Origin of the sequence: Paenibacillus sp. S29 (genome assembly GCF_049319765.1) — a bacterium.
GTDB lineage: Bacteria > Bacillota > Bacilli > Paenibacillales > Paenibacillaceae > Paenibacillus > Paenibacillus polymyxa_B.
In genome coordinates, this window is the sequence record NZ_JBMOUI010000014.1 from 77,696 (window position 1) to 98,019 (window position 20,324).

Below are 20,324 nucleotides of genomic sequence, written 5' to 3' on the forward strand. Positions count from 1 at the left end.
AGCGTTTTCTTTTTATTGACCTTTAGCCGAATATTTGGTACTTTAACGTGGATTCCTCTGAGCTTCATGCTATAATTCTTAGGATCAAGGTTCTGATAAAAGAGGTGCGGATGTGAGCAACCTAAAAGTGGCCAAAGCGCTGAATAACAATGTGATTATAGGGATGCATCCCGAGCATGATGAGGTTGTCGTGATTGGAAAAGGAATCGGTTTCAATCGCAGACCCGGCGATCTTATGCCGTTGGATTCAGTTGAAAAATTATTTATATTAAAAAGCCATGAAGAACAGGAGCAATACAAACGGTTGCTTCCTGAGCTGGATGAAAAGCTCATTGAGGTCATCGGTGAGGTGCTTCATCTTGTTCAGCTTCAAGCTAAGAAGCCTCTAAATGAGCACATACTGATTGCTTTAACTGACCATATCGCGTTTTCCATCAACCGTCATAAACAGGGAATTACGATTCATAATCCGTTTTTGTATGAGACTAGGGAAATATATCCTCAGGAATACAAGATGGCTGAGCAGGCTGTTGCTTTAATCAGGGATAAGATGGATGTAGATCTGGGAGAAGATGAAATCGGATTCGTGGCCCTGCATATTTATAGCGCCATGACAAACCAGCATATCTCCGAGGTTAGGAAGGATTCTCGTCTGATTGCTGATATGGTTCAGGTTGTCGAGACGACACTGGATTATCGTATTCCTCTTCAATCCCTTGATTATTCTCGACTGCTGACTCATCTGAGGTTTGCGATTGAACGTGTGCGCCGGGGGGAAATTGTGCAGGAGATTTATCGATTGGACAAGCTTTTGAATGAGGAGTATCCAGAAATGTATATGCTGGCCTGGAAGCTCACGAAAATTATGGAGAAAAGACTCCGTAAATCTGTGTACCCGGCTGAGGTTAGTTATTTGACAATGCATCTGCAACGGTTGTCCCAACGCAAAGAGCAGGGGGAGCAACAAAAGTGATAAAACCGGAATAAAAAAGTATTGCCTCGCATTTAGCGGGGTGCTATAATCAATTCTGCAATGAGGAAGACAACAACTGAACATTTAACGTGTTACTGATTCGATCAGGCATGAGTTGTTTTAAGTTATGATTGTTTACAGCCTACTGGGGCAAGCTATACCCCAAGGTTGTTTTCAAACATACTTAAATCGGCTCATGCCTTTTTTGTTGTTTTGCCTCTGTTCTAAATTTCAGAGAAGGATGTGGAAGGTATGTTTAAAAAGCTTTTCGGCGTTTTACAGCGTGTCGGTAAAGCATTAATGCTTCCTGTAGCGATTTTGCCAGCTGCGGGGCTTTTATTGGGTATCGGTAACATGCTGGTCAATCCTGATTTTCTCCAGTACATTCCGGCATTAAATGCGGGCTGGGTTCAATCGGTAGCGACGATCATGATGAATGCCGGACAAATCGTTTTTGATAATCTGGCCCTGTTGTTCGCAGTCGGCGTAGCCGTCGGTCTGGCGGGCGGTGAAGGTGTAGCAGGTTTGGCTGCCATCATCGGTTACCTCGTTATGAACATTACTTTGGGTACAGCCGTGGGTGTCACACCTGGTCTGATTGCTCAAAAAATACCGGGTTATGCGAACGTGTTGGGTATTCCAACGCTTCAAACCGGGGTGTTCGGCGGGATAATCATCGGTATACTGGCCGCGGCCATGTACAACCGCTTTTTCAAAATTGAGCTTCCTTCGTATCTGGGCTTTTTCGCGGGTAAGCGTTTCGTTCCAATTGCAACGGCGGTGTCCTCACTGATTGTCGGACTTGCGCTGGTTCTGATCTGGCCTCCAGTTCAACAAGGACTTAACGCAGTATCTCACTTTATGGTGTATTCCAACCCGACTTTGTCGGCGTTCCTGTTTGGGGTTATCGAACGCGCGCTTATTCCATTTGGTTTGCATCACATCTGGTATTCACCGTTCTGGTTTGAATTTGGTGAATATGTTAACAAAGCAGGTCAAACCGTTCACGGTGACCAGCAGATCTTCTTCAGCCAGCTTCGTGATGGAGTGGCGTTGACAGCAAGTACGTTCCAAGTGGGTAAATTCCCATTCATGATGTTCGGTTTGCCAGCAGCAGCGCTTGCGATGTACCATGAAGCAAGACCAGAACACAAAAAATATGTAGCAGGTATCATGGGTTCAGCAGCATTGACTTCGTTCTTGACAGGTATTACGGAGCCACTGGAATTTTCCTTCCTGTTCGTAGCTCCACTGCTGTTTGCAGTACACTGTATATTCGCAGGTCTGTCATTTATGACCATGCAAATTTTACATGTCAAAATCGGTATGACCTTCTCAGGCGGATTCATTGACTTCCTGATTTTCGGGATTATTCCAACCCGTACGCCTTGGTGGTATGTAATCATCGTCGGTCTGATTTTGGCAGTGATTTACTACTTCGGATTCCGGTTCATCATACGGAAGTTCAACTTGAAAACACCAGGACGTGAAGAAGCTACAGAAAATGTGGATGGTGCAGCAGCCGGTAGTAGTGATGAGCTCCCGCACAACATTTTGGCAGCTTTCGGTGGTTCATCAAATATCAAGCACCTGGATGCTTGTATCACACGTCTTCGGATCGAGGTTAATGAGAAATCGAACGTTGACAAAGCTCGTCTGAAACAACTTGGCGCATCGGGTGTCCTTGAAGTCGGCAACAACGTACAGGCAATTTTCGGTACACGTTCAGACACCATTAAAACTCAAATGGCTGATATCATGGCTGGACGTACACCTGCACCAGCTCCGGCGCAACCTGCTCCACAAGAGGAGAAGGAAGCTGGGGAAGAACAACAAACCATTATTGTAGAAGATATTGTAATGCCTGTTAACGGCGAATTGGTTGATATCTCGACGGTTCCCGATCCGGTATTTGCAGAACGTATGACAGGTGACGGCTTTGCGGTCGTGCCAAATGATGGAACGATTGTGTCCCCTGTTTATGGTAAAGTATTCAATGTATTCCCGAGCAAGCATGCGATTGGTATTCAATCCGATGGCGGTAAAGAAGTGCTTGTTCATATCGGGGTGAATACCGTGAAGCTTAAAGGGCAAGGATTTGACGTTTTGGTGAACGAAGGCGATCTTGTGTCTGCCGGCCAGCCTATTATGAAAGTAGACCTGGAATACGTGAAGGCAAACGCCAAATCCATCATCTCACCTGTCATTTTTACCAACCTTCCAGAAGGTTCTTCGGTAACTTTAAACAAAACTGGAGTATTGAAGGCTGGCGAAGATGGTATAATTACGATAAAATAAATTCTATGTGTTTCGGATTAGTTGATTAGGCGGCTTAGGCCGTCTGATCAATGATCTGGTATACTGCGTGTAAACAAATATTATCTTTAGGAAAGTGGGAGGAACAAATTATGCAAACAACTTTTAGAATTACGGATGAAGACGGTATCCATGCACGTCCTGCAACTGCACTGGTAAATACAGCTAACAAATTCAGCGGTGCTGAATCTTTTGCCGAAGCTAACGGTAAAAAAGTAACTTTGAAATCCATTCTGGGTGTATTGTCTCTGGGTCTGGAACAAGGTGATACTATTAACATTATCTGCGAAGGCGCTGAAGCTGCCGAAGCACTGAAAGCTCTTGAAAATGTAATCGTTAACGAAGGGCTGGGCGAAGTTCATGCTTAAAATTTCCGGGATTGCCGCTTCGGCAGGCATAGCCATTGCCCGGGCGTTTATCTTGGAGCATCCGAATTACGCTGTAGAGAGACGCGCGGTTGGTGATGTTGAGGCTGAAATCGCGAGATTGGATGCGGCTTTGGTACAATCTCAAACCGAATTGGAATCGATTAAGGAGAAAACGCTTCAGGAGCTGGGAGAGAAAAAAGCAGAAATTTTTGCATCTCACCTGCTCATCCTGAATGATCCTGAATTGATCGATCCGGTTAAAGCTAAAATCAGAGACGAGCAGCTTAATGCTGACTATGCTTTGAATGAAGTAGCTACACAGTTCATTTCCATGTTTGAAAACATGAAAAGTGCCTATTTGCAAGAACGCGCATCGGACATGCGTGATGTAACCAAGCGGATCCTGAATCACCTGCTTGGTGTTCATTTTGTTAGTCCTGCAGAAATTGCCGAAGAAACGATTGTGCTTGCAGAAGATTTGACACCTTCCGACACAGCTCAGCTGAACCGTGAATTTGTTAAAGGTTTTGCAACGAACATCGGCGGACGTACTTCGCATTCGGCTATTATGGCTCGCTCACTTGAAATTCCTGCAGTTGTGGGAACGAAAAATATATTGTCTCAAGCTAAAAGCGGCGATTTGATTATCGTTGATGGTTTGGATGGTCACGTATTCGTGAACCCTACCGAAGAGATTGTTGCGGAATACCGTGCTAAACAGGTGGCATACGACAAGCAACGCGAAGAGTGGCGCAAGCTGCGCGGCGAAGCTACAGTTTCTGTCGATGGTGTCCATGTCGAACTGGCAGCCAATATTGGTACGCCTAATGATGTAGCTGGTGTTCTGGACAACGGTGGTGAAGGCGTTGGCTTGTACCGTACGGAGTTCTTGTACATGGGACGCGATAAGCTTCCATCCGAAGAAGTACAGTATACGGCGTACAAAACCGTTCTGGAAAGAATGGAAGGTAAGCCGGTTGTAGTCCGTACTTTGGATATCGGTGGCGACAAAGAACTTCCTTATCTGGACCTGCCGAAAGAAATGAATCCGTTCCTCGGATTCCGTGCTATTCGTCTGTGTCTGGATCGCCAGGATATTTTCCGCACTCAATTGCGTGCTTTGTTGCGTGCGAGTGTGCATGGTAACCTGCGCATCATGTTCCCGATGATTGCTACGCTGAACGAATTCCGTGAAGCTAAAGCTGTTTTGTTGGAAGAAAAGGAAAAGTTGGTAGCCGAGGGTGTATCCGTATCTGAAGAAATTCAGTTGGGCATCATGGTAGAAATTCCTTCTACAGCGGTATTGGCTGACCAATTCGCAAAAGAAGTGGATTTCTTCAGTATCGGTACAAACGATCTGATTCAATACACAATGGCAGCGGATCGCATGAACGAGCGAGTTTCTTACCTGTATCAACCATACAATCCATCCATTCTGCGTCTGGTGAAAATGGTTATTGATGCCGCTCACCGTGAAGGACGTTGGGTTGGTATGTGTGGTGAAATGGCAGGAGATACAACAGCAATTCCGTTGCTGCTGGGTCTTGGACTTGATGAGTTCAGTATGAGCGCAACTTCCATTCTGCCAGCACGTAGTCAAATCTCCAAGTTGTCCCGTGCGGACATGGAAAAACTGGCTACAAAAGCTCTGGACATGCAAACAGCAGAACAGGTTGTTGAATTGGTTCAAAGCATCGAAGGCTAAGGAAGGGTATTACATTTCAAAGGTTATATCTTTTTCCAACAAAAAATTGCTGTGTACATACAGCAGCCGGTATCTATTTAGATACCGGCTTTTTTGCATCCTTTAAGTAGAATTTGTTTTTAACTGCATGAGCAATTCAGTACAGGTTTGCGGGCTGCGGTAGTTTCGTCCAATCGTGTGACTGGAGTAGTATATGGTGCATTGAGCACAAGCTCAGGGTTCTCTTCTGCTTCCCGCGCAATATGAATCATAGTGTCGACAAAAGCATCAAGTGTTTCCTTACTTTCCGTCTCCGTGGGCTCGATCATGATGCACTCCTCTACATTCAGCGGGAAGTAAATTGTAGGCGGATGGTAGCCGAAATCAAGCAGCCGTTTGGCTACATCAAGCGTGCGCACTCCAAATTTTTTCAAGCCTCGCCCCGACATTACGAATTCGTGTTTGCAATGTCCAGGGTAGGGCAGGTCAAAATGTGGAGCGAGCCGATGCATCATGTAATTGGCATTGAGCACAGCGCATTCCGATACACGCTTTAAGCCATCAGGACCGTAGCTACGGATATAGGCGTAGGCACGAACGAGAATACCGAAGTTGCCGTAAAAGGCTTTAACCCGTCCAATAGAATCTCCCTGTTCCCGGTCCCAGTGGTACACCCCCTGCGGATCACGTACGACAAGCGGCTTGGGCAAATAAGGGATGAGCCGTTGCTTTACGCCGACAGGCCCAGCGCCGGGGCCGCCGCCTCCGTGAGGGGTACTCATCGTTTTGTGCAAATTGAGATGCACTACATCGAAGCCCATATCCCCGGGGCGGGTAATTCCCATGATGGCGTTGGAGTTCGCCCCGTCATAATAGAGCAGACCACCCGCGTCATGCACGATGGCAGCAATGTCAGTGATTTGCTTCTCGAACAGCCCAAGCGTGTTCGGGTTGGTCAGCATGAGCGCAGCGGTGTCGTTGCCTACGGCTTGACGCAGCGCATCCAGATCCACCAGCCCCTCAGGGGTGGAGGGAAGGGTGACTGTTTCGAAGCCCGCGACGGTTGCGCTGGCGGGGTTCGTTCCGTGCGAGGAATCCGGCACGAGCACCTTGGTACGTCGCTCACCACGTGCTTCGTGGTATGAGCGAATCATCATCAGCCCGGTCCATTCGCCATGGGCGCCCGCGGCGGGTTGAAGCGTGACGGCATCCATGCCGGTTAATGCAGCCAAATCATTTTGGAGCGTATGCAGTAGCTCCATAGCACCCTGGATGCTCTCCTCGGGCTGATATGGATGGATTGTGGCGAAGCCTGTATATCGGGCGACATCCTCATTCACTTTCGGATTGTATTTCATCGTACAGGAGCCGAGCGGATAAAATCCGTTGTCCACGCCGAAATTGCGCCGGGACAAGGCGGTATAATGCCGAATAACGTCTACTTCGTATACCTCGGGTAATGCCGCAGGTTCGCTGCGCAGTGCATAATCTGGCAAAAGCTCTGCCACCGGGCGACGGGGAACGTCGCACTCGGGAAGGGAATAGGCGATGCGACCCGGACGGCTCAATTCAAAAATGAGCGCTTGATCGTGTTCCTTCAACAGCCCTTGTTTCTGATCCTGTCCGGTGTGTGTCATAGCAATCCCCCCAAGGTGTGTACAAATTGGTCAATCTCTTCTTTGGTTCTTTGCTCCGTCACGGCAATCAACATGTGACCAGCAAGTTCCTCATAGTCCCGGCCCAAATCGTAGCCAGCGATAAATCCAGCAGCTAGCAGCTCGGTCTGGAGTTTGCTCATATCTGTACCCTCAGGCAGTTTAAGGGCAAATTCGTTAAAGGTCGGTGCGTTAAACGAGGCTGTTACGCCCTTCAAGCTCAGCAATTGCTCTAAAGCATAACGGCTTTTATGCAAATTTAGCTCGGCTACTTCCTTGATCCCCTGTCTACCCATGACAGACAAGTATACAGATGCAGATAAAGCTAGCAACGCTTGATTGGAGCAAATGTTAGACGTGGCCTTTTCGCGGCGGATATGCTGTTCCCGCGCTTGCAAGGTCAGCACGAAGCCGCGTTTACCGTTACGGTCTGTGGTCTGACCCACAATACGGCCGGGGATACGGCGCATATGTGCCTGAGAAACGGCAAAGTATCCACAGGTCGGACCGCCGAGAGAAGAGGAGATGCCAAGTGGCTGCGCATCTCCTACCACAATATCCGCGCCCTGTTTGGCGGGTGTCTCCAGCAAGCCAAGTGCCAGTGGGTTGGCACTGACGACCAAAAGACCTTTGTGCGCATGGATGAGATCAGCCATCGGCTTCAGGTTTTCCACGGCTCCGAAAAAGTTGGGGCTTTGGACCAATACAGCCGCGGTCTGTTCCGATACGGCCGCCGCTAACGCATCAGCATCCGTTACGCCGTCCGAACAGCCGATTTCCACGATGTCCAAATCCAATCCACGTGCATAGGCTGCCAATACCTGACGTGCCTCCGGATGGACAGACCTTGATACGATAAGCTGTTTACGGCGGGTAGCCGCAGCGGACAGTGAGCCCGCTTCCGCCAGTGCAGTCGCTCCGTCGTACATGCTGGCATTAGCTACAGCCATGCCCGTCAATTCGCAAATATACGACTGAAATTCGAAAATGGCTTGTAGCTCGCCTTGGCTTACTTCCGGCTGATAGGGGGTGTAGGCTGTATAGAATTCCGAGCGTGAAGTGATGTGCTGGATGACAGACGGAATATGATGATCATAAATTCCTGCGCCAAGAAAGCTGGCATGTGTGTCTGTATTGGCGTTGTGTCCGGCCAGCTCGGCCAAATGTCGGGTCAAGGCTCTCTCGTCGAGCCGAGAAGAAAGAGGGAGCTCCCCTTGATATCGAATGGCCTCAGGAATGTCACTGAATAAATCATCGATGGATGAAACGCCGACCACACGCAGCATTTCGGTTTGATCCTGTTCAGTCATAGGGAGATAACGATGCTGCTTCATAGGTTCTGGCTCCTTTCGAAAAGCAAAATTTTAAATCGTAAATTAGCTAATAAAAAAGTGTGAGATGGAAAACCCAGAAGTTCATATCTGACATGTTTGCTTTATTGAAATGAAGAGAGTTTAAGATCAGCGCGGGCGTTTATAAAAGGGTGCTGCCACCACCTCGGCACGCAGGCGTTTGCCACGAATCTCAACCTCCAGCGGTGTGGAGAGGGCGCTAAAACGACTGTCTACCAAGGCGAGGCCGAGATTACGCTTCAAGGTGGGCGACTGAGTCCCCGTTGTGACCTCACCGATGCGTTGTCCTTCTGCGAATACCGGGTAATGGGCGCGAGGGATACCGCGATCCATCATTTCCAGCCCGATCAATTTGCGAGGAATCCCTTGTTCTTTCTGACGTTGCAGTGCTTCTCTACCGATAAAATCTCCTTTATTCAGCTTGACGAAGAAACCTAGACCGGCTTCGAGCGGTGAAATCGTGGCAGATAACTCCTGTCCGTACAGCGGCAACCGTGCCTCAAAGCGTAGGGTATCCCGAGCACCAAGTCCAGCGGGAATCAGCCCATACGACTCACCGGAACGAAGCAAACCCTCCCATACGGCTGGTGCTTCCGCGGCAGGTACGTAAAATTCAAAACCGTCTTCACCCGTATATCCGGTTCGTGAGACGAGTGCTTTTGCTCCGAACAATGGCACATTCTCATGGAAGCGAAAAGATGCCAGATTCGTAATGTCCGTATCTGCCACGGCTGCGGCAATACGTGCTGCTTCCGGTCCTTGCAACGCCAGCAATGCTATCGCATCAGACACATTCTCCATGTGAACGGATGCAGGCATATGGCGAATTAGCCAATCCCAATCCTTATCGATGTTAGAGGCGTTCACAACGAGCATGTAGCGCTCCGGTCCTTTGCAGTAAACAAGCAGGTCGTCTACTACCCCTCCATCGGGGTAACACAGGAGTGAATATTGTGCCTGACCTAGTTCCAACTGGCTGACATCATTCGTGGTCACCCTTTGCAGAAAAGCTTCGGCCTCTTTGCCTTCAACCAAAAATTCGCCCATATGCGATACATCGAATAAACCCGCACGTTGCCGGACGGCCTCATGCTCCTTTTGAATGCCGCTAAACTGAACGGGGAGCTCCCAGCCGCCAAAGTCAATACAACGAACCCCAGACTGCGTCCCGTAGGACGAATATAGCGGTGTTTTTCGCAAATTAGTCATTTTTCCACTCCTATCCGGTGTGATCGGCTAAACAAAAAAGACAGGCCGAAAAAAACGTATAGACGGCAGTCTACACTCTTTTTTCAGCTCTGTCCTTGATACCAGAAAGTTACCCCGGTATGTACCGGGTTTCCCCTTGGGTGATCCGCTCCAATAGCGAATGCTCTCCAGAGATGCGTCCGGCAGAGGTCCTTTTGCCTGAGAGATTCACCTACAATGCAGGCTTACTCCTTCGGCGCTACCTTCGGGATCAACAGTATATTACCTGGCTTTGCAGATAACAACTTGATCCGATTCGCGTGCACTTATGTCTCATAAGCGGCAACAGCTATGCGAATCTTTTTGGCAGTCTCTCCCTCCGCGTTCATCCGCGTTTGCAGTTGTCGGGGTGTTTTCCAAAGCATTTGCTATAACCCATTAATACGCAAATTCATTCAAAATGTCAATAAAAATGTCATCAAAAACAATAGAAAAAACATTTAATATATAAATAAGGATATGTAAGCGTTTGTTATAAGTTATCATATTTTTATATAGTACGCCATATGAGGTCATATGAAGTATTTTTGTTAGTATTATTGACATGAGTGTTCCTGTTGTCATAATCTTAACCTGTCTAATACAGGTGAGCAAAAGCGATTTTATTCATATGGAAGTGAGGGGAACAGGATGGGTGAAGTAAAGCAGCAACTTTGGTATACAGACGAACATGAGTGGGTTCAGCGCACAGAGAATGGAACGTTGCGGATTGGTATTACAGACTTTGCACAGCATCAACTGGGTGATATTGTTTTTGTAGAATTACCTGAGGTGGGAGTAACGATTGAGCAGGGAGCGGAGATCGGTACGATTGAATCGGTGAAGACGGTATCCGACCTTTTTGCTCCGGTGACGGGAACCGTATTAAAAGTGAATGAAGCGCTGGAAAGTACGCCTGAGCTAGTGAATGAATCTCCCTATGAAAAAGGTTGGATGATCGAAGTAGAGATGGGTAAAGATGTGGAGGAAGCATTGGGCAAGCTACTGTCTGCGGATCAATACGAGCAGTTGATTTCCGATGAGCAGTAATGGAGCAATGTAGTATGGAATAAGAGTGTTATTTGTCTGCTCGATTTTTGTATACAACAGTCGCTATGATTTGACATAGCGGCTATTTTTTTGTCTTTTTTCAGACGTAATTACGTGTTTTATTCTGATGTAGAGGGTTGTCCCTATAGTAAGAATCATACATAATCCAGTACGGTTTTTCGACTAATTTCTATAGCTACAGGTCATATTAAGAAGAATTATGCAGGTATAATACCTTCTCGGATAATTTAAATTTAAATGTTGTCATCAACGTTCATGACGAAAGTACGTTTTCATTTCGTTGATGAAGATAGCGCTGTCATTTAGTATGAATTTTAAGAAAAGGTAGTGATGCTTACCTACAAGGAGGATTTGAATATGAGTACATTGGACGCAAAGCCAAGTTCAAAAGGAGGCACTCGTGTCGCCGTACAGCGTTTTGGCCGTTTTCTCAGCGGTATGGTTATGCCCAACATGGGAGCCTTTATCGCGTGGGGATTGATTACGGCACTCTTTATTCCGACCGGGTGGTTCCCGAACGAAGGTTTTGCACAACTGGTTGATCCGATGAAAAATTATTTGCTGCCGCTGCTGATTGGTTACACGGGAGGCACGATGATTCACGGACAACGTGGAGGTGTGATTGGTGCCATTATGACGATGGGTGTCATAGTGGGAGCCGATATCCCGATGTTCCTGGGCGCGATGGTCGCTGGTCCGCTGGCTGCGTGGATATTGAAGAAGTTCGACAAGGCCATTGAAGGCAAAGTCAGATCAGGCTTTGAAATGCTGGTCAATAATTTTTCGGCCGGTATTATCGGTGCCATTCTAGCACTGCTTGCCCATGTGGCGATCGGCCCGGTTGTACAAATGATCAGTCAAGTATTGTCGGCAGGGGTACAGTTCCTCGTGAACGCAGGGCTACTGCCGCTTGTCAACCTCATTATTGAGCCCGGAAAAGTATTATTTTTAAACAACGCGCTGAATCACGGAGTATTAAGTCCGATTGCGTTGGAGGAAGCTGCAAGAACAGGGAAATCCGTACTGTTCATGCTGGAATCCAACCCTGGGCCGGGGCTCGGTATTTTGCTGGCCTACTGCCTGTTCGGTAAAGGCTCTGCGAAGTCGTCGGCTCCTGGGGCAGTCATCATTCATTTTTTCGGCGGGATTCATGAAATTTATTTCCCTTATATTTTGATGAAGCCGATTTTGATTCTTGCTGCTATAGCTGGGGGCGTTGTGGGAACCTTCTGTTTCATGTTGACAGGTGCCGGACTGGTTGCTGCTCCTTCGCCGGGCAGCATCATCGCCTATTTTCTAATGACGCCAAAAGGCGGATATTTGCCAATGCTAAGCGGGGTGATCGCTGCTGCGGTTGTATCTTTTGCTGTTGCCGCAGTGTTACTCAAGACTGGTAAGAAACAAGAAGAGGGGCTGGAGGAAGCTGCATCCCGCCTGAAAGATATGAAAAATCAAAGCAAGAGTGCAAGTGCTAACGCCACTGTAATGGAAGATAACCACGAATCTGATCGTGCTGCAGAAATTGCTGCAGATCGAACGCTCAAGGATAAATCCGAAGTGAACAAAATCGTCTTTTCCTGTGATGCAGGTATGGGTTCAAGCGCTATGGGTGCCTCGATTTTACGCAAAAAAATGAAGCAGGCGGGTGTGGGCGTAACAGTTACGAATACGGCAATCAGTGAAATTCCACAGGATGCGGATATTGTCATTACGCAAAAAACGTTGACAGATCGGGCTAAAACAGTAGCTCCGAAAGCTGAGCACATTTCCATTGACAATTTTCTGAAGAGCCCTGAATACGAAGCGCTGGTTGAACGTCTGAAATCCGATTCTTAATCCCCATCGAAGTCAGGCGGACTGTATGCAATGTACGTCTCCTGCTGGAGGGATGAGCTTGGGAAGGAACGGTATGCGCTTATGAATATTACGAAACGACAACGTGACATCGTGGAATATCTTCTGGAGCAGTCCAAAGAGGTTACAGCCGGGGAAATTGCTACGAAGATCAATGTCAGCACAAGGACGGTTCATCGGGAACTGGGTGCAGTCGAGCATTGGCTGGCAGCTCATGAGGTGAAGCTGGAGAAAAAGTCAGGGATCGGTATCTGTATAGATGCTGATCCAGCTCAGCTTGTATGCCTGCGAAACCAATTGCTGCATACGAAGTCAGACGAATATTCGGCTGAGGAGAGAAAGATCGTGGTACTCTGCATGCTGCTGGATACACGGGAGCCGATCAAGCTGTTGGCGCTGGCTTCAGATCTGAAAGTCACGGTAACTACGGTCAGTCATGATCTAGACGAATTGCAAGACTGGATTGAGGAACGTGGACTCATGCTTGTGCGCAGACGGGGGTACGGGGTCGAGATTACAGGGCGGGAGACAGACAAAAGACGGGCGATTTCCGAGCTGGCTCTCGAATATTTGGATGAATCCGATCTGTTTTCAGCCCGGGAAGAACTTCGTCCTGTAACCCGTGTTGCCGACAAGCTGCTGGAGATGATTGGCAGAGATAACCTGCTAATCGTGGAAAAGGCCCTCTGGCAGCCCCATGAAAAATGGTTGGAAAACATGGTGGAAAGCAAATACATGGAGCTGCTGATTCAAATTTGCGTTTCGCTGGTACGTCTGCGACTCGGGTATGTTATAGATCCTCTTCTCTCGTATTTAAAAACAGATTCGGATGAAAATATCATGCTTCGCACAGCTATGGTGGAACGCATATGCACGGAGTTGTCAGAGGCGCTGGATATTGAATTTCCAGAGCCGGAACGATCTTATCTCAGGCTGCTATTTCGTGATGCCGAAGATCACTCTACCCGACTACTGCCGTTGGATGATCTCGTACTGTTGGAGTCGGTTCATGAGTTGATTCGTCGTGTGGAGGAAGAGACAGGCACGCCATTGAAAGAGGACCGTGTTCTGCGTGAAGGACTGATTGCCCATATGGCTCCGGTATTCAAACGTTTGAAGGAAGGCAGGTCGATTCGTAACCCTCTCCTTCAGCAAATCCGCAAGGATTACAGCAGCTTATTCGAATCAGTGAAAAAGGCTGCGGCGAGCATGACAGAAATGAAAGTGCCTGATGAAGAGATCGGATTTCTCGTCATGCATTTCGGCGCTTCGCTGGAGCGGCTGCGACAATTGCGTCGGGAGGTGCGGGCCATTGTAGTCTGCACGAGCGGCATTGGATCATCCAGACTTCTGGCAACAAGGCTCGCCAAAGAGCTCCCACAGATCAAAATTGTGGATAGGGCCTCATGGTACGAGGCGGCGCGGATTCCCAAGGAGGATTATGATCTGATCATTTCGACAGTAGAGCTACCGCTTGAACCAGATCGGTATCTTAAGATCAGTCCGCTGCTAACGCAGGAGGAGAGTGACCGTCTACGTCATTTCATCCAGCATATTACACTCCATCATCTCAATGATCATCAGCAGGAACAGGCCGTTCAGCCTGGTCAGGATATGGAGTGGCTTACCGGTCTGCGGAAAAGTCTCGAGGAAATTGTACACATTGTACAGCAATTTCAAGTGTATCCGCTGGAAAATCAAGGGATGGATATGGCGGCGACCGTAGAGGCGATATGCATGCTGGAGGCGGGGCGGGGGAATGTTACAGAGCCTTCTGCGGTTGCTGCACAACTCATGGAAAGAGAGCGCCAAGGTAGTCAGGTGATCTCTGATACCTCCATTGCTTTAGTTCATACGCGCAGCCACTATATTCGCAAGCCTTCGCTTACCTTGTATAAGCTGGCAGAGCCGCTGTTGGCGGATACAGGTGAACAGGTAGAATGCGTGCTGCTCATGTTGGGGCCTCGTGAGCTGCCAAGAGAAAGCTTGGAGGTATTGAGCGAGATTAGTGCATTACTCTTGCAGGAAGACATGGTTACGCTACTGGAACACGGTAGCAGGGATCATATTGTCAATTATATATCGAGTGAGCTGGCTGAATTTTTCCACAGTAAATTAGGGACAGGGAGGAACCTACCGTGAGTATTATGACGATAGACAAAGTAAAAATGAACGCAACCGCCAAAGACAAATATGAGGCGATTCGTATGGCTGGACAAATCCTGCTGGATGCGGGACATATTTCAAGTGAGTACATTGACAAGATGCTGGAACGCGAGGAGATCGTGTCTACCTACATCGGGAACGGGCTGGCTATTCCACATGGCACCAAGGAATCCAAGACGCTTATTCAATCCACAGGCATCTCCATCGTTCAGTTCCCGCAAGGCGTAGATTTTGGGGAAGAGAAAGCATATATGGTGATCGGCATTGCAGCACAAGGCGGCGATCATATGGAGATTTTGACGAGTATCGCTGTGGTGTGTGCGGAGGAAGAAAATATGGATAAACTTCGCAACGCGGTGACCCCACAGGAAATTATAGATCTGTTCGAAAGTGAGCTGGAGCTATGAGAGCCGTCCACTTTGGAGCAGGAAATATCGGTCGCGGCTTTATCGGATTAATTCTGTCGCGTGCAGGCTATGAGGTTGTCTTTTCAGATGTCAACGACACCCTTGTATCCGAGTTACGCCGTCGTAAACAATATACCGTAGAGTTAGCCAATGATACAAAGGATACGGAGCTGGTCACGAATGTAACGGCGATTGACGGCAAGGATGCAGCGGCTGTAGCTGATGCGGTAGACCACGCTGATCTGGTAACGACCGCAGTAGGTGTCGGCATCCTCAAGCACATTGCAGCAGGTATTGCCGAGGGAATAGCGCGGCGGGTGGAGCGAGGGGCAGGCCCGCTGCATGTGATTGCTTGCGAAAATGCAATCGGAGGCAGCGCCCAACTGAAAGAGCATGTTTTTGCGCTACTGGATGAGGCGACTGGTGCCAAGGCAGAGGCTTCGGTATATTTCCCCAATGCTGCTGTAGACCGGATTGTGCCGATCCAACACCACGAGGACCCGTTACATGTGCAGGTAGAGCCTTTTTACGAGTGGGTGGTGGATCGTTCACAAATGGCACCTGAGCATGAAGAAATCGAAGGCATTCTGTACGTGCAGGATCTAGAGCCTTACATTGAACGAAAGCTGTTCACGGTGAATACGGGGCATTGCGTGGCAGCCTATCTTGGCTATACCGCAGGTTATGCTACCATCCAGGAGGCCATGAAGGATAGCAAGGTGGTGGATTCGATACAAGGGTCACTGGAGGAGACAGGAGCAGTGCTTGTGAAGCGCTTCGGTTTGGATCAAGGGGAGCATAAGAAGTACATCTCTAAAATTTTGGATCGCTTCCGCAATCCTAATCTGACAGATGATGTTACTCGGGTCGGACGTTCACCGTTGCGCAAGCTGTCTCCCAATGATCGTCTTGTACGTCCCGCGCTCCAAGCGCAGGAGTATGGCATCCCTACGGATCATCTGGCGTTAGGAATGGCTGCTGCCTGTAAATTTGATATTACGGAAGACCCCGAGGCAGTCGAACTTCAGCAGGTGATTCGTAGCGAAGGACTGGGTGCGGCGCTGACGCGTTATACTTCCATAACCGCAGACCACCCGTTACATCGGCAGGTATTGGAGCAATATGATATTATAAATTCATAAAACAACGAATTATCAACATCTACTTTCCGTAATCCTCTTGAAGACAAAGCATCCACATCAACACTAACGTGTTCTGTAGGGATGTGCTTCAAGAGGATTTTTATATGCGTGATTTACATCACATAACAACCTGCTTAAATTGTTTATATTGATAATGATTATCATTATCTATAAAATGAAATCATTACTATTATAACTATTAGGGAGGATTATAGTGAAACCGATCTATATTACCTTAGGGTTTTTATTTTTGGCGCTTGGAGTTATTGGTGTAGTGCTACCGTTGCTACCGACTACACCGTTTCTACTGCTAGCGACCTTTTTCTTTATGCGGGGGTCCGAAAGGATTCACCAGTGGTTTTCGAATACCTCTCTATACCAAAAGCATCTAGAGAGTTTTGTCCAAACAAGGTCGTTGAAGCTGTCTACGAAAATCACGACATTGGGCTTAGCGTCAGCGATGCTGATTACAGGCTTTATTTTCACGCCTAATGTGTGGGGGAAAGCGCTCATCGTCTTGGTCATCCTTTTTAAATATTATTACTTTATATTCCGCATCGGAACAATAAGAAATGCTGCAGCAGAAATAACGCCTTCATGTTCATCTGAACCTATACCTACACCTACTCCAAAAAAAAGGTCTAAAATGGTCGACAGCCGTCTGCTCGGTCTAGTGGAACATTCTCGGAAATATATCGTCTTGGGTGTGCTTATGCAGTGGATCGGTCTTTTGGGGAGTATAGCCGCTGTGTTATCTATGGCTTTTGTTATGCAGCAGGCATGGGAAGGACAAGTGACTCGCAAGCTGATTCTATCTATGACGGTCATTGTTATTGCTGCTATTGCAGTTCGCTGCCTGAGCAATTATGCAGCCAGTATGTTATCCTATCGTGCTTCGGTAAATGCTAAAAAAACACTGCGCTCGCAAATTTACGGCAAGTTGCTGAAGATGGGACCCGCATATACAGATCATACCTCCACCTCGGGGGTTATTCAGTTTGCTGTAGAAGGGGTAGAGCAGCTTGAAACCTATTTCGGTAGATATATGCCCCAGCTATTTTACAGTCTGCTTGCCCCCGTCACGTTATTCATCACCCTCTCTTTTGTCAGCTTCAAAGCAGCCATTATACTATTGATCTGCGTTCCCTTAATTCCAGTGTCGATCATTGTCATTATGAGGATGGCTAAAAAGCTGTTTCGGAAATATTGGGGCAGTTACGTCAATCTGGGCCACAGCTTTTTGGAGAATGTACAAGGTCTGACTACGCTCAAAATGTACGGAACAGACCAGGATAAACATCAGGAAATGAACACAGCAGCTGAGGACTTTCGCAAAATGACGATGAAAGTGCTGACTATGCAGCTTAACTCCGTGGCCATTATGGATCTTATCGCATTTGGTGGTGCTGCTGCGGGTGTACTGGTCGCGATAAGTGAATATTCTTCAGGTCATATTGGCTTGGCAGGAGCGATCATCATTGTTTTGCTGTCAGCAGAATTTTTCATTCCGCTGCGTTTGCTGGGTTCTTACTTCCATATCGCCATGAACGGAATGGCAGCAAGCGACAAAATATTTCAAATGTTGAGTACAGAGGATCTTATACAAGGACAAGAAAGCATAGAAAACACAGATATTCGACTGAAACAGGTGAGTTTCGCCTACGACGAAAGAGATACCTTACGAAATATATCCATGGATATTCCCCAGGGCAGCTTGGTTTCAATTGTTGGGGAATCAGGCTCTGGTAAAAGTACGGTAGCCGGATTGATCGTTGGGCATCACGAGGGGTATCGAGGAAGTCTGACGATTGGAGGAACCGAGCTTACCGATATTTCGGAAGAAAGCCGCATGCGTCACATGACCTGGATTGGTTTTAACAGCTATATTTTTAAAGGCACAGTGGAAGCAAATTTAAAAATGGGCAATGAGCACGCGGATGAGCAACAAATGCTGGAAGCTTTGCGACAAGTGAAGCTGTATGATTTTATCCTTTCAGAAGGAGGACTGGAAGCAGAACTGGAGGAGCAGGGGGCAAATCTGTCAGGAGGACAGCGCCAACGGCTAGCACTGGCCAGAGCATTGCTGCATGATAGTCGTGTGTACATTTTTGACGAAGCCACCTCTAACATTGACAGTGAGAGTGAGGAAGGCATTATGGAGGTAATACATGCGCTGGCAGGTCAAAAAACAGTGATTCTTATCTCGCATAGACTGGAAAATGTAGTTCAATCCGACTGTATCTATGTGCTGCAAAACGGATTGGTGGCAGAATCCGGAACGCATCATGAACTGTTGAGCCAGCAGGGACATTATGCGGATATGTATCTCAGTCAACACCGGGTAGAGCAGTTTGCAAAAGGAGGTGCTGTATATGCGTAGACACGGATTACGGATCATGGGCCAATTATTGGTATTGGCGGGACCTCTTTTACCTGCACTGCTCATCACGATTGTGACAGGAGTGCTTGGTTTTATTTGTGCTATTGGCATTATAGTGTATGGAGCCCTTGCTCTGCTTACAGCAACGGGCATCACGACAGGCTACACCATGTCGTTTTTGCTGACGGCGATCGTGGTTTGTGCCGTACTGCGCGGCGTATTCCGTTATGGCGAGCAAATGAGTGGTCATTATCTCGCTTTCAAGCTACTGGCTGTACTGCGTGACAAGGTGCTTCAAGCCCTGCGCAGACTCGCTCCAGCCAAATTGGAAGGCAAGGACAAGGGGAATCTGATATCACTCATTACGAGTGATATTGAGCTGCTGGAAGTATTTTATGCGCATACGATAGCGCCTGTAATGATCGGCATCATCACTTCACTGCTCATGGTATTTTTTATCGGTTCTTATGAGCCTCTATTAGGCTGGCTCGCTGCGCTTGCTTACCTAACTGTCGGTTTATTTATTCCCTTACTCACGTCACGTATGGGCAAACGTCAGGGGATGGAATACCGAAGCAGCTTTGGCAAGCTGAGCAGTTACTTTTTGGACAGCTTACGGGGTATGAAGGAAATTGTGCAATATGGACAAGGAGAACAACGTTTGAATGAGATTAACCGTCGTACGGATCAATTGGATGCCAAGCAGAAGGACTTGAAGCATCATGAAGGCATCACAAGAGCGATCACAGATGCGGCTGTAGTTGGATTCTCATTCTTGATGCTGCTGGCTGGATTGTACGGTATGTCTAATGGTCAGGTTGAATTTACAGGTATGCTAATTTCTGTCATTGCACTGTTTAGTTCATTTGGTCCGGTCGTCGCACTGAGCAACTTGTCCAACAATTTGCTTCAAACGCTGGCGAGCGGGGAACGAGTGTTGAGTCTATTGGAGGAAACCCCGGAGGTTGAGGAAAATATCGAAGGGATGAGTGTTGCCTTTACTGGGGCACGAGTAGACAAGGTGACTTTTGCATACGATGGTCAAACGGTGCTGAATGATGTAAGTCTCACGATACCGCATAAGCGGATTTTAGGCATTCAGGGTAAAAGCGGCTCTGGCAAGTCTACACTGCTAAAGTTGCTGATGCGATTTAGGGACCCGCAGCAAGGTGAAATTTTGCTATCCGGACACGATTTGAAGGAAATTGGGACCCGACATTTGAGAGGCTTACAGAGCTATGTAGATCAGCATACGTTCCTGTTTGATGATTCAATTGCAGCTAATATCAAAATCGGAAAGCCTGATGCTACACATGAGCAGGTGGTGGAAGCAGCACGTAAGGCATCCGTGCACGATTTTATTATGACCTTGCCTCGAGGGTATGACAGCCGAGTTGGAGAATTGGGGGACAGGCTGTCCGGTGGAGAACGCCAACGCTTGGGGCTGGCCAGAGCCTTTGTCCATAATGCGCCTCTCTTACTGCTCGACGAGCCTACCAGCAATTTGGACAGCCTGAACGAGGCAATTATTTTAAAATCGTTAAAGGAACAGCAGCAAGATAAAACGATTGTCCTTGTTTCGCACCGAAGTTCTACCATGCGGATTGCAGACGATATTTTTGAAATGGATAACCGTAGATTGTCCTGACTTTTCTAACTATTGTTATACCTTAAGGGCAAAAGCTGTAGCCTGTTCATAGTTTTGTCATAAAATGGAGTGTGCGTTGAA

Annotated in this window: 14 protein-coding genes and 1 riboswitch; of the genes, 11 read left to right on the forward strand and 3 right to left on the reverse strand. The window is 47.7% G+C overall.

Annotation, left to right across the window (positions count from 1 at the left end; genetic code table 11):
• The first annotated feature begins 112 nt into the window (after nt 1–112).
• The 4 genes from glcT to ptsP all read left to right on the forward strand — a co-directional run bounded on the left by glcT (nt 113) and on the right by ptsP (nt 5,362).
• Nucleotides 113–973, forward strand: coding sequence for a glucose PTS transporter transcription antiterminator GlcT (glcT, locus tag ACL9RM_RS21270; protein ID WP_250266481.1), 861 nt, complete (start codon nt 113–115; stop codon nt 971–973).
• 252 nt (nt 974–1,225) lie between these two features.
• Nucleotides 1,226–3,271 (forward strand): glucose-specific PTS transporter subunit IIBC, encoded by a 2,046-nt coding sequence (gene ptsG / locus ACL9RM_RS21275; RefSeq protein WP_061829260.1) that lies wholly within the window; start codon nt 1,226–1,228, stop codon nt 3,269–3,271.
• Nucleotides 3,272–3,381: 110 nt separating this feature from the next.
• The gene (locus tag ACL9RM_RS21280) at nt 3,382–3,657 is read left to right on the forward strand and encodes an HPr family phosphocarrier protein (RefSeq protein ID WP_013372579.1); all 276 of its coding nucleotides are present in this window, start codon (nt 3,382–3,384) and stop codon (nt 3,655–3,657) included.
• The gene (gene ptsP, locus ACL9RM_RS21285) at nt 3,650–5,362 is read left to right on the forward strand and encodes a phosphoenolpyruvate--protein phosphotransferase (RefSeq protein WP_103049341.1); all 1,713 of its coding nucleotides are present in this window, start codon (nt 3,650–3,652) and stop codon (nt 5,360–5,362) included. The genes ACL9RM_RS21280 and ptsP overlap by 8 nt, the downstream gene beginning before the upstream one ends.
• Nucleotides 5,363–5,481: 119 nt before the next feature.
• Here ptsP and gcvPB read toward each other — a convergent pair whose 3' ends face one another.
• The 3 genes from gcvPB to gcvT form a co-directional block, all read right to left on the reverse strand.
• Entirely contained in the window at nt 5,482–6,978 is a 1,497-nt protein-coding gene (gcvPB, locus tag ACL9RM_RS21290) for an aminomethyl-transferring glycine dehydrogenase subunit GcvPB (RefSeq protein WP_323873114.1), read from the reverse strand.
• A complete protein-coding gene (gene gcvPA / locus ACL9RM_RS21295) occupies nt 6,975–8,330 on the reverse strand; it encodes an aminomethyl-transferring glycine dehydrogenase subunit GcvPA (RefSeq protein WP_069290176.1) in 1,356 nt (451 codons plus the stop codon). Before gcvPA ends, gcvPB begins: the two co-directional genes overlap by 4 nt.
• Nucleotides 8,331–8,456: 126 nt before the next feature.
• A complete protein-coding gene (gene gcvT, locus ACL9RM_RS21300; RefSeq protein WP_250266480.1) occupies nt 8,457–9,557 on the reverse strand; it encodes a glycine cleavage system aminomethyltransferase GcvT in 1,101 nt (366 codons plus the stop codon).
• Between the two features lie 176 nt (nt 9,558–9,733).
• Nucleotides 9,734–9,925, reverse strand: a riboswitch (glycine riboswitch).
• 301 nt (nt 9,926–10,226) lie between these two features.
• On the opposite strand from gcvT, the gene gcvH reads away from it, so the two are divergent.
• From gcvH to ACL9RM_RS21335, 7 genes are all read left to right on the forward strand, one after another.
• Nucleotides 10,227–10,625, forward strand: a complete 399-nt coding sequence (gene gcvH, locus ACL9RM_RS21305) for a glycine cleavage system protein GcvH (RefSeq protein ID WP_250266479.1) — start codon at nt 10,227–10,229, stop codon at nt 10,623–10,625.
• 378 nt (nt 10,626–11,003) lie between these two features.
• Nucleotides 11,004–12,482, forward strand: coding sequence for a PTS mannitol transporter subunit IICB (locus tag ACL9RM_RS21310; RefSeq protein WP_250266478.1), 1,479 nt, complete (start codon nt 11,004–11,006; stop codon nt 12,480–12,482).
• A gap of 81 nt (nt 12,483–12,563) precedes the next feature.
• Nucleotides 12,564–14,642: a BglG family transcription antiterminator gene (locus ACL9RM_RS21315; RefSeq protein ID WP_250266477.1), complete on the forward strand. Its 2,079-nt coding sequence runs from the start codon at nt 12,564–12,566 to the stop codon at nt 14,640–14,642.
• Nucleotides 14,639–15,073: a PTS sugar transporter subunit IIA gene (locus ACL9RM_RS21320; protein ID WP_235308869.1), complete on the forward strand. Its 435-nt coding sequence runs from the start codon at nt 14,639–14,641 to the stop codon at nt 15,071–15,073. Before ACL9RM_RS21315 ends, ACL9RM_RS21320 begins: the two co-directional genes overlap by 4 nt.
• The gene (locus ACL9RM_RS21325; RefSeq protein WP_250266476.1) at nt 15,070–16,215 is read left to right on the forward strand and encodes a mannitol-1-phosphate 5-dehydrogenase; all 1,146 of its coding nucleotides are present in this window, start codon (nt 15,070–15,072) and stop codon (nt 16,213–16,215) included. The genes ACL9RM_RS21320 and ACL9RM_RS21325 overlap by 4 nt, the downstream gene beginning before the upstream one ends.
• A gap of 214 nt (nt 16,216–16,429) precedes the next feature.
• Nucleotides 16,430–18,595, forward strand: coding sequence for a DUF454 family protein (locus ACL9RM_RS21330; protein WP_250266475.1), 2,166 nt, complete (start codon nt 16,430–16,432; stop codon nt 18,593–18,595).
• The gene (locus tag ACL9RM_RS21335; RefSeq protein ID WP_250266474.1) at nt 18,588–20,243 is read left to right on the forward strand and encodes an amino acid ABC transporter ATP-binding/permease protein; all 1,656 of its coding nucleotides are present in this window, start codon (nt 18,588–18,590) and stop codon (nt 20,241–20,243) included. Before ACL9RM_RS21330 ends, ACL9RM_RS21335 begins: the two co-directional genes overlap by 8 nt.
• Nucleotides 20,244–20,324 lie beyond the last annotated feature (81 nt).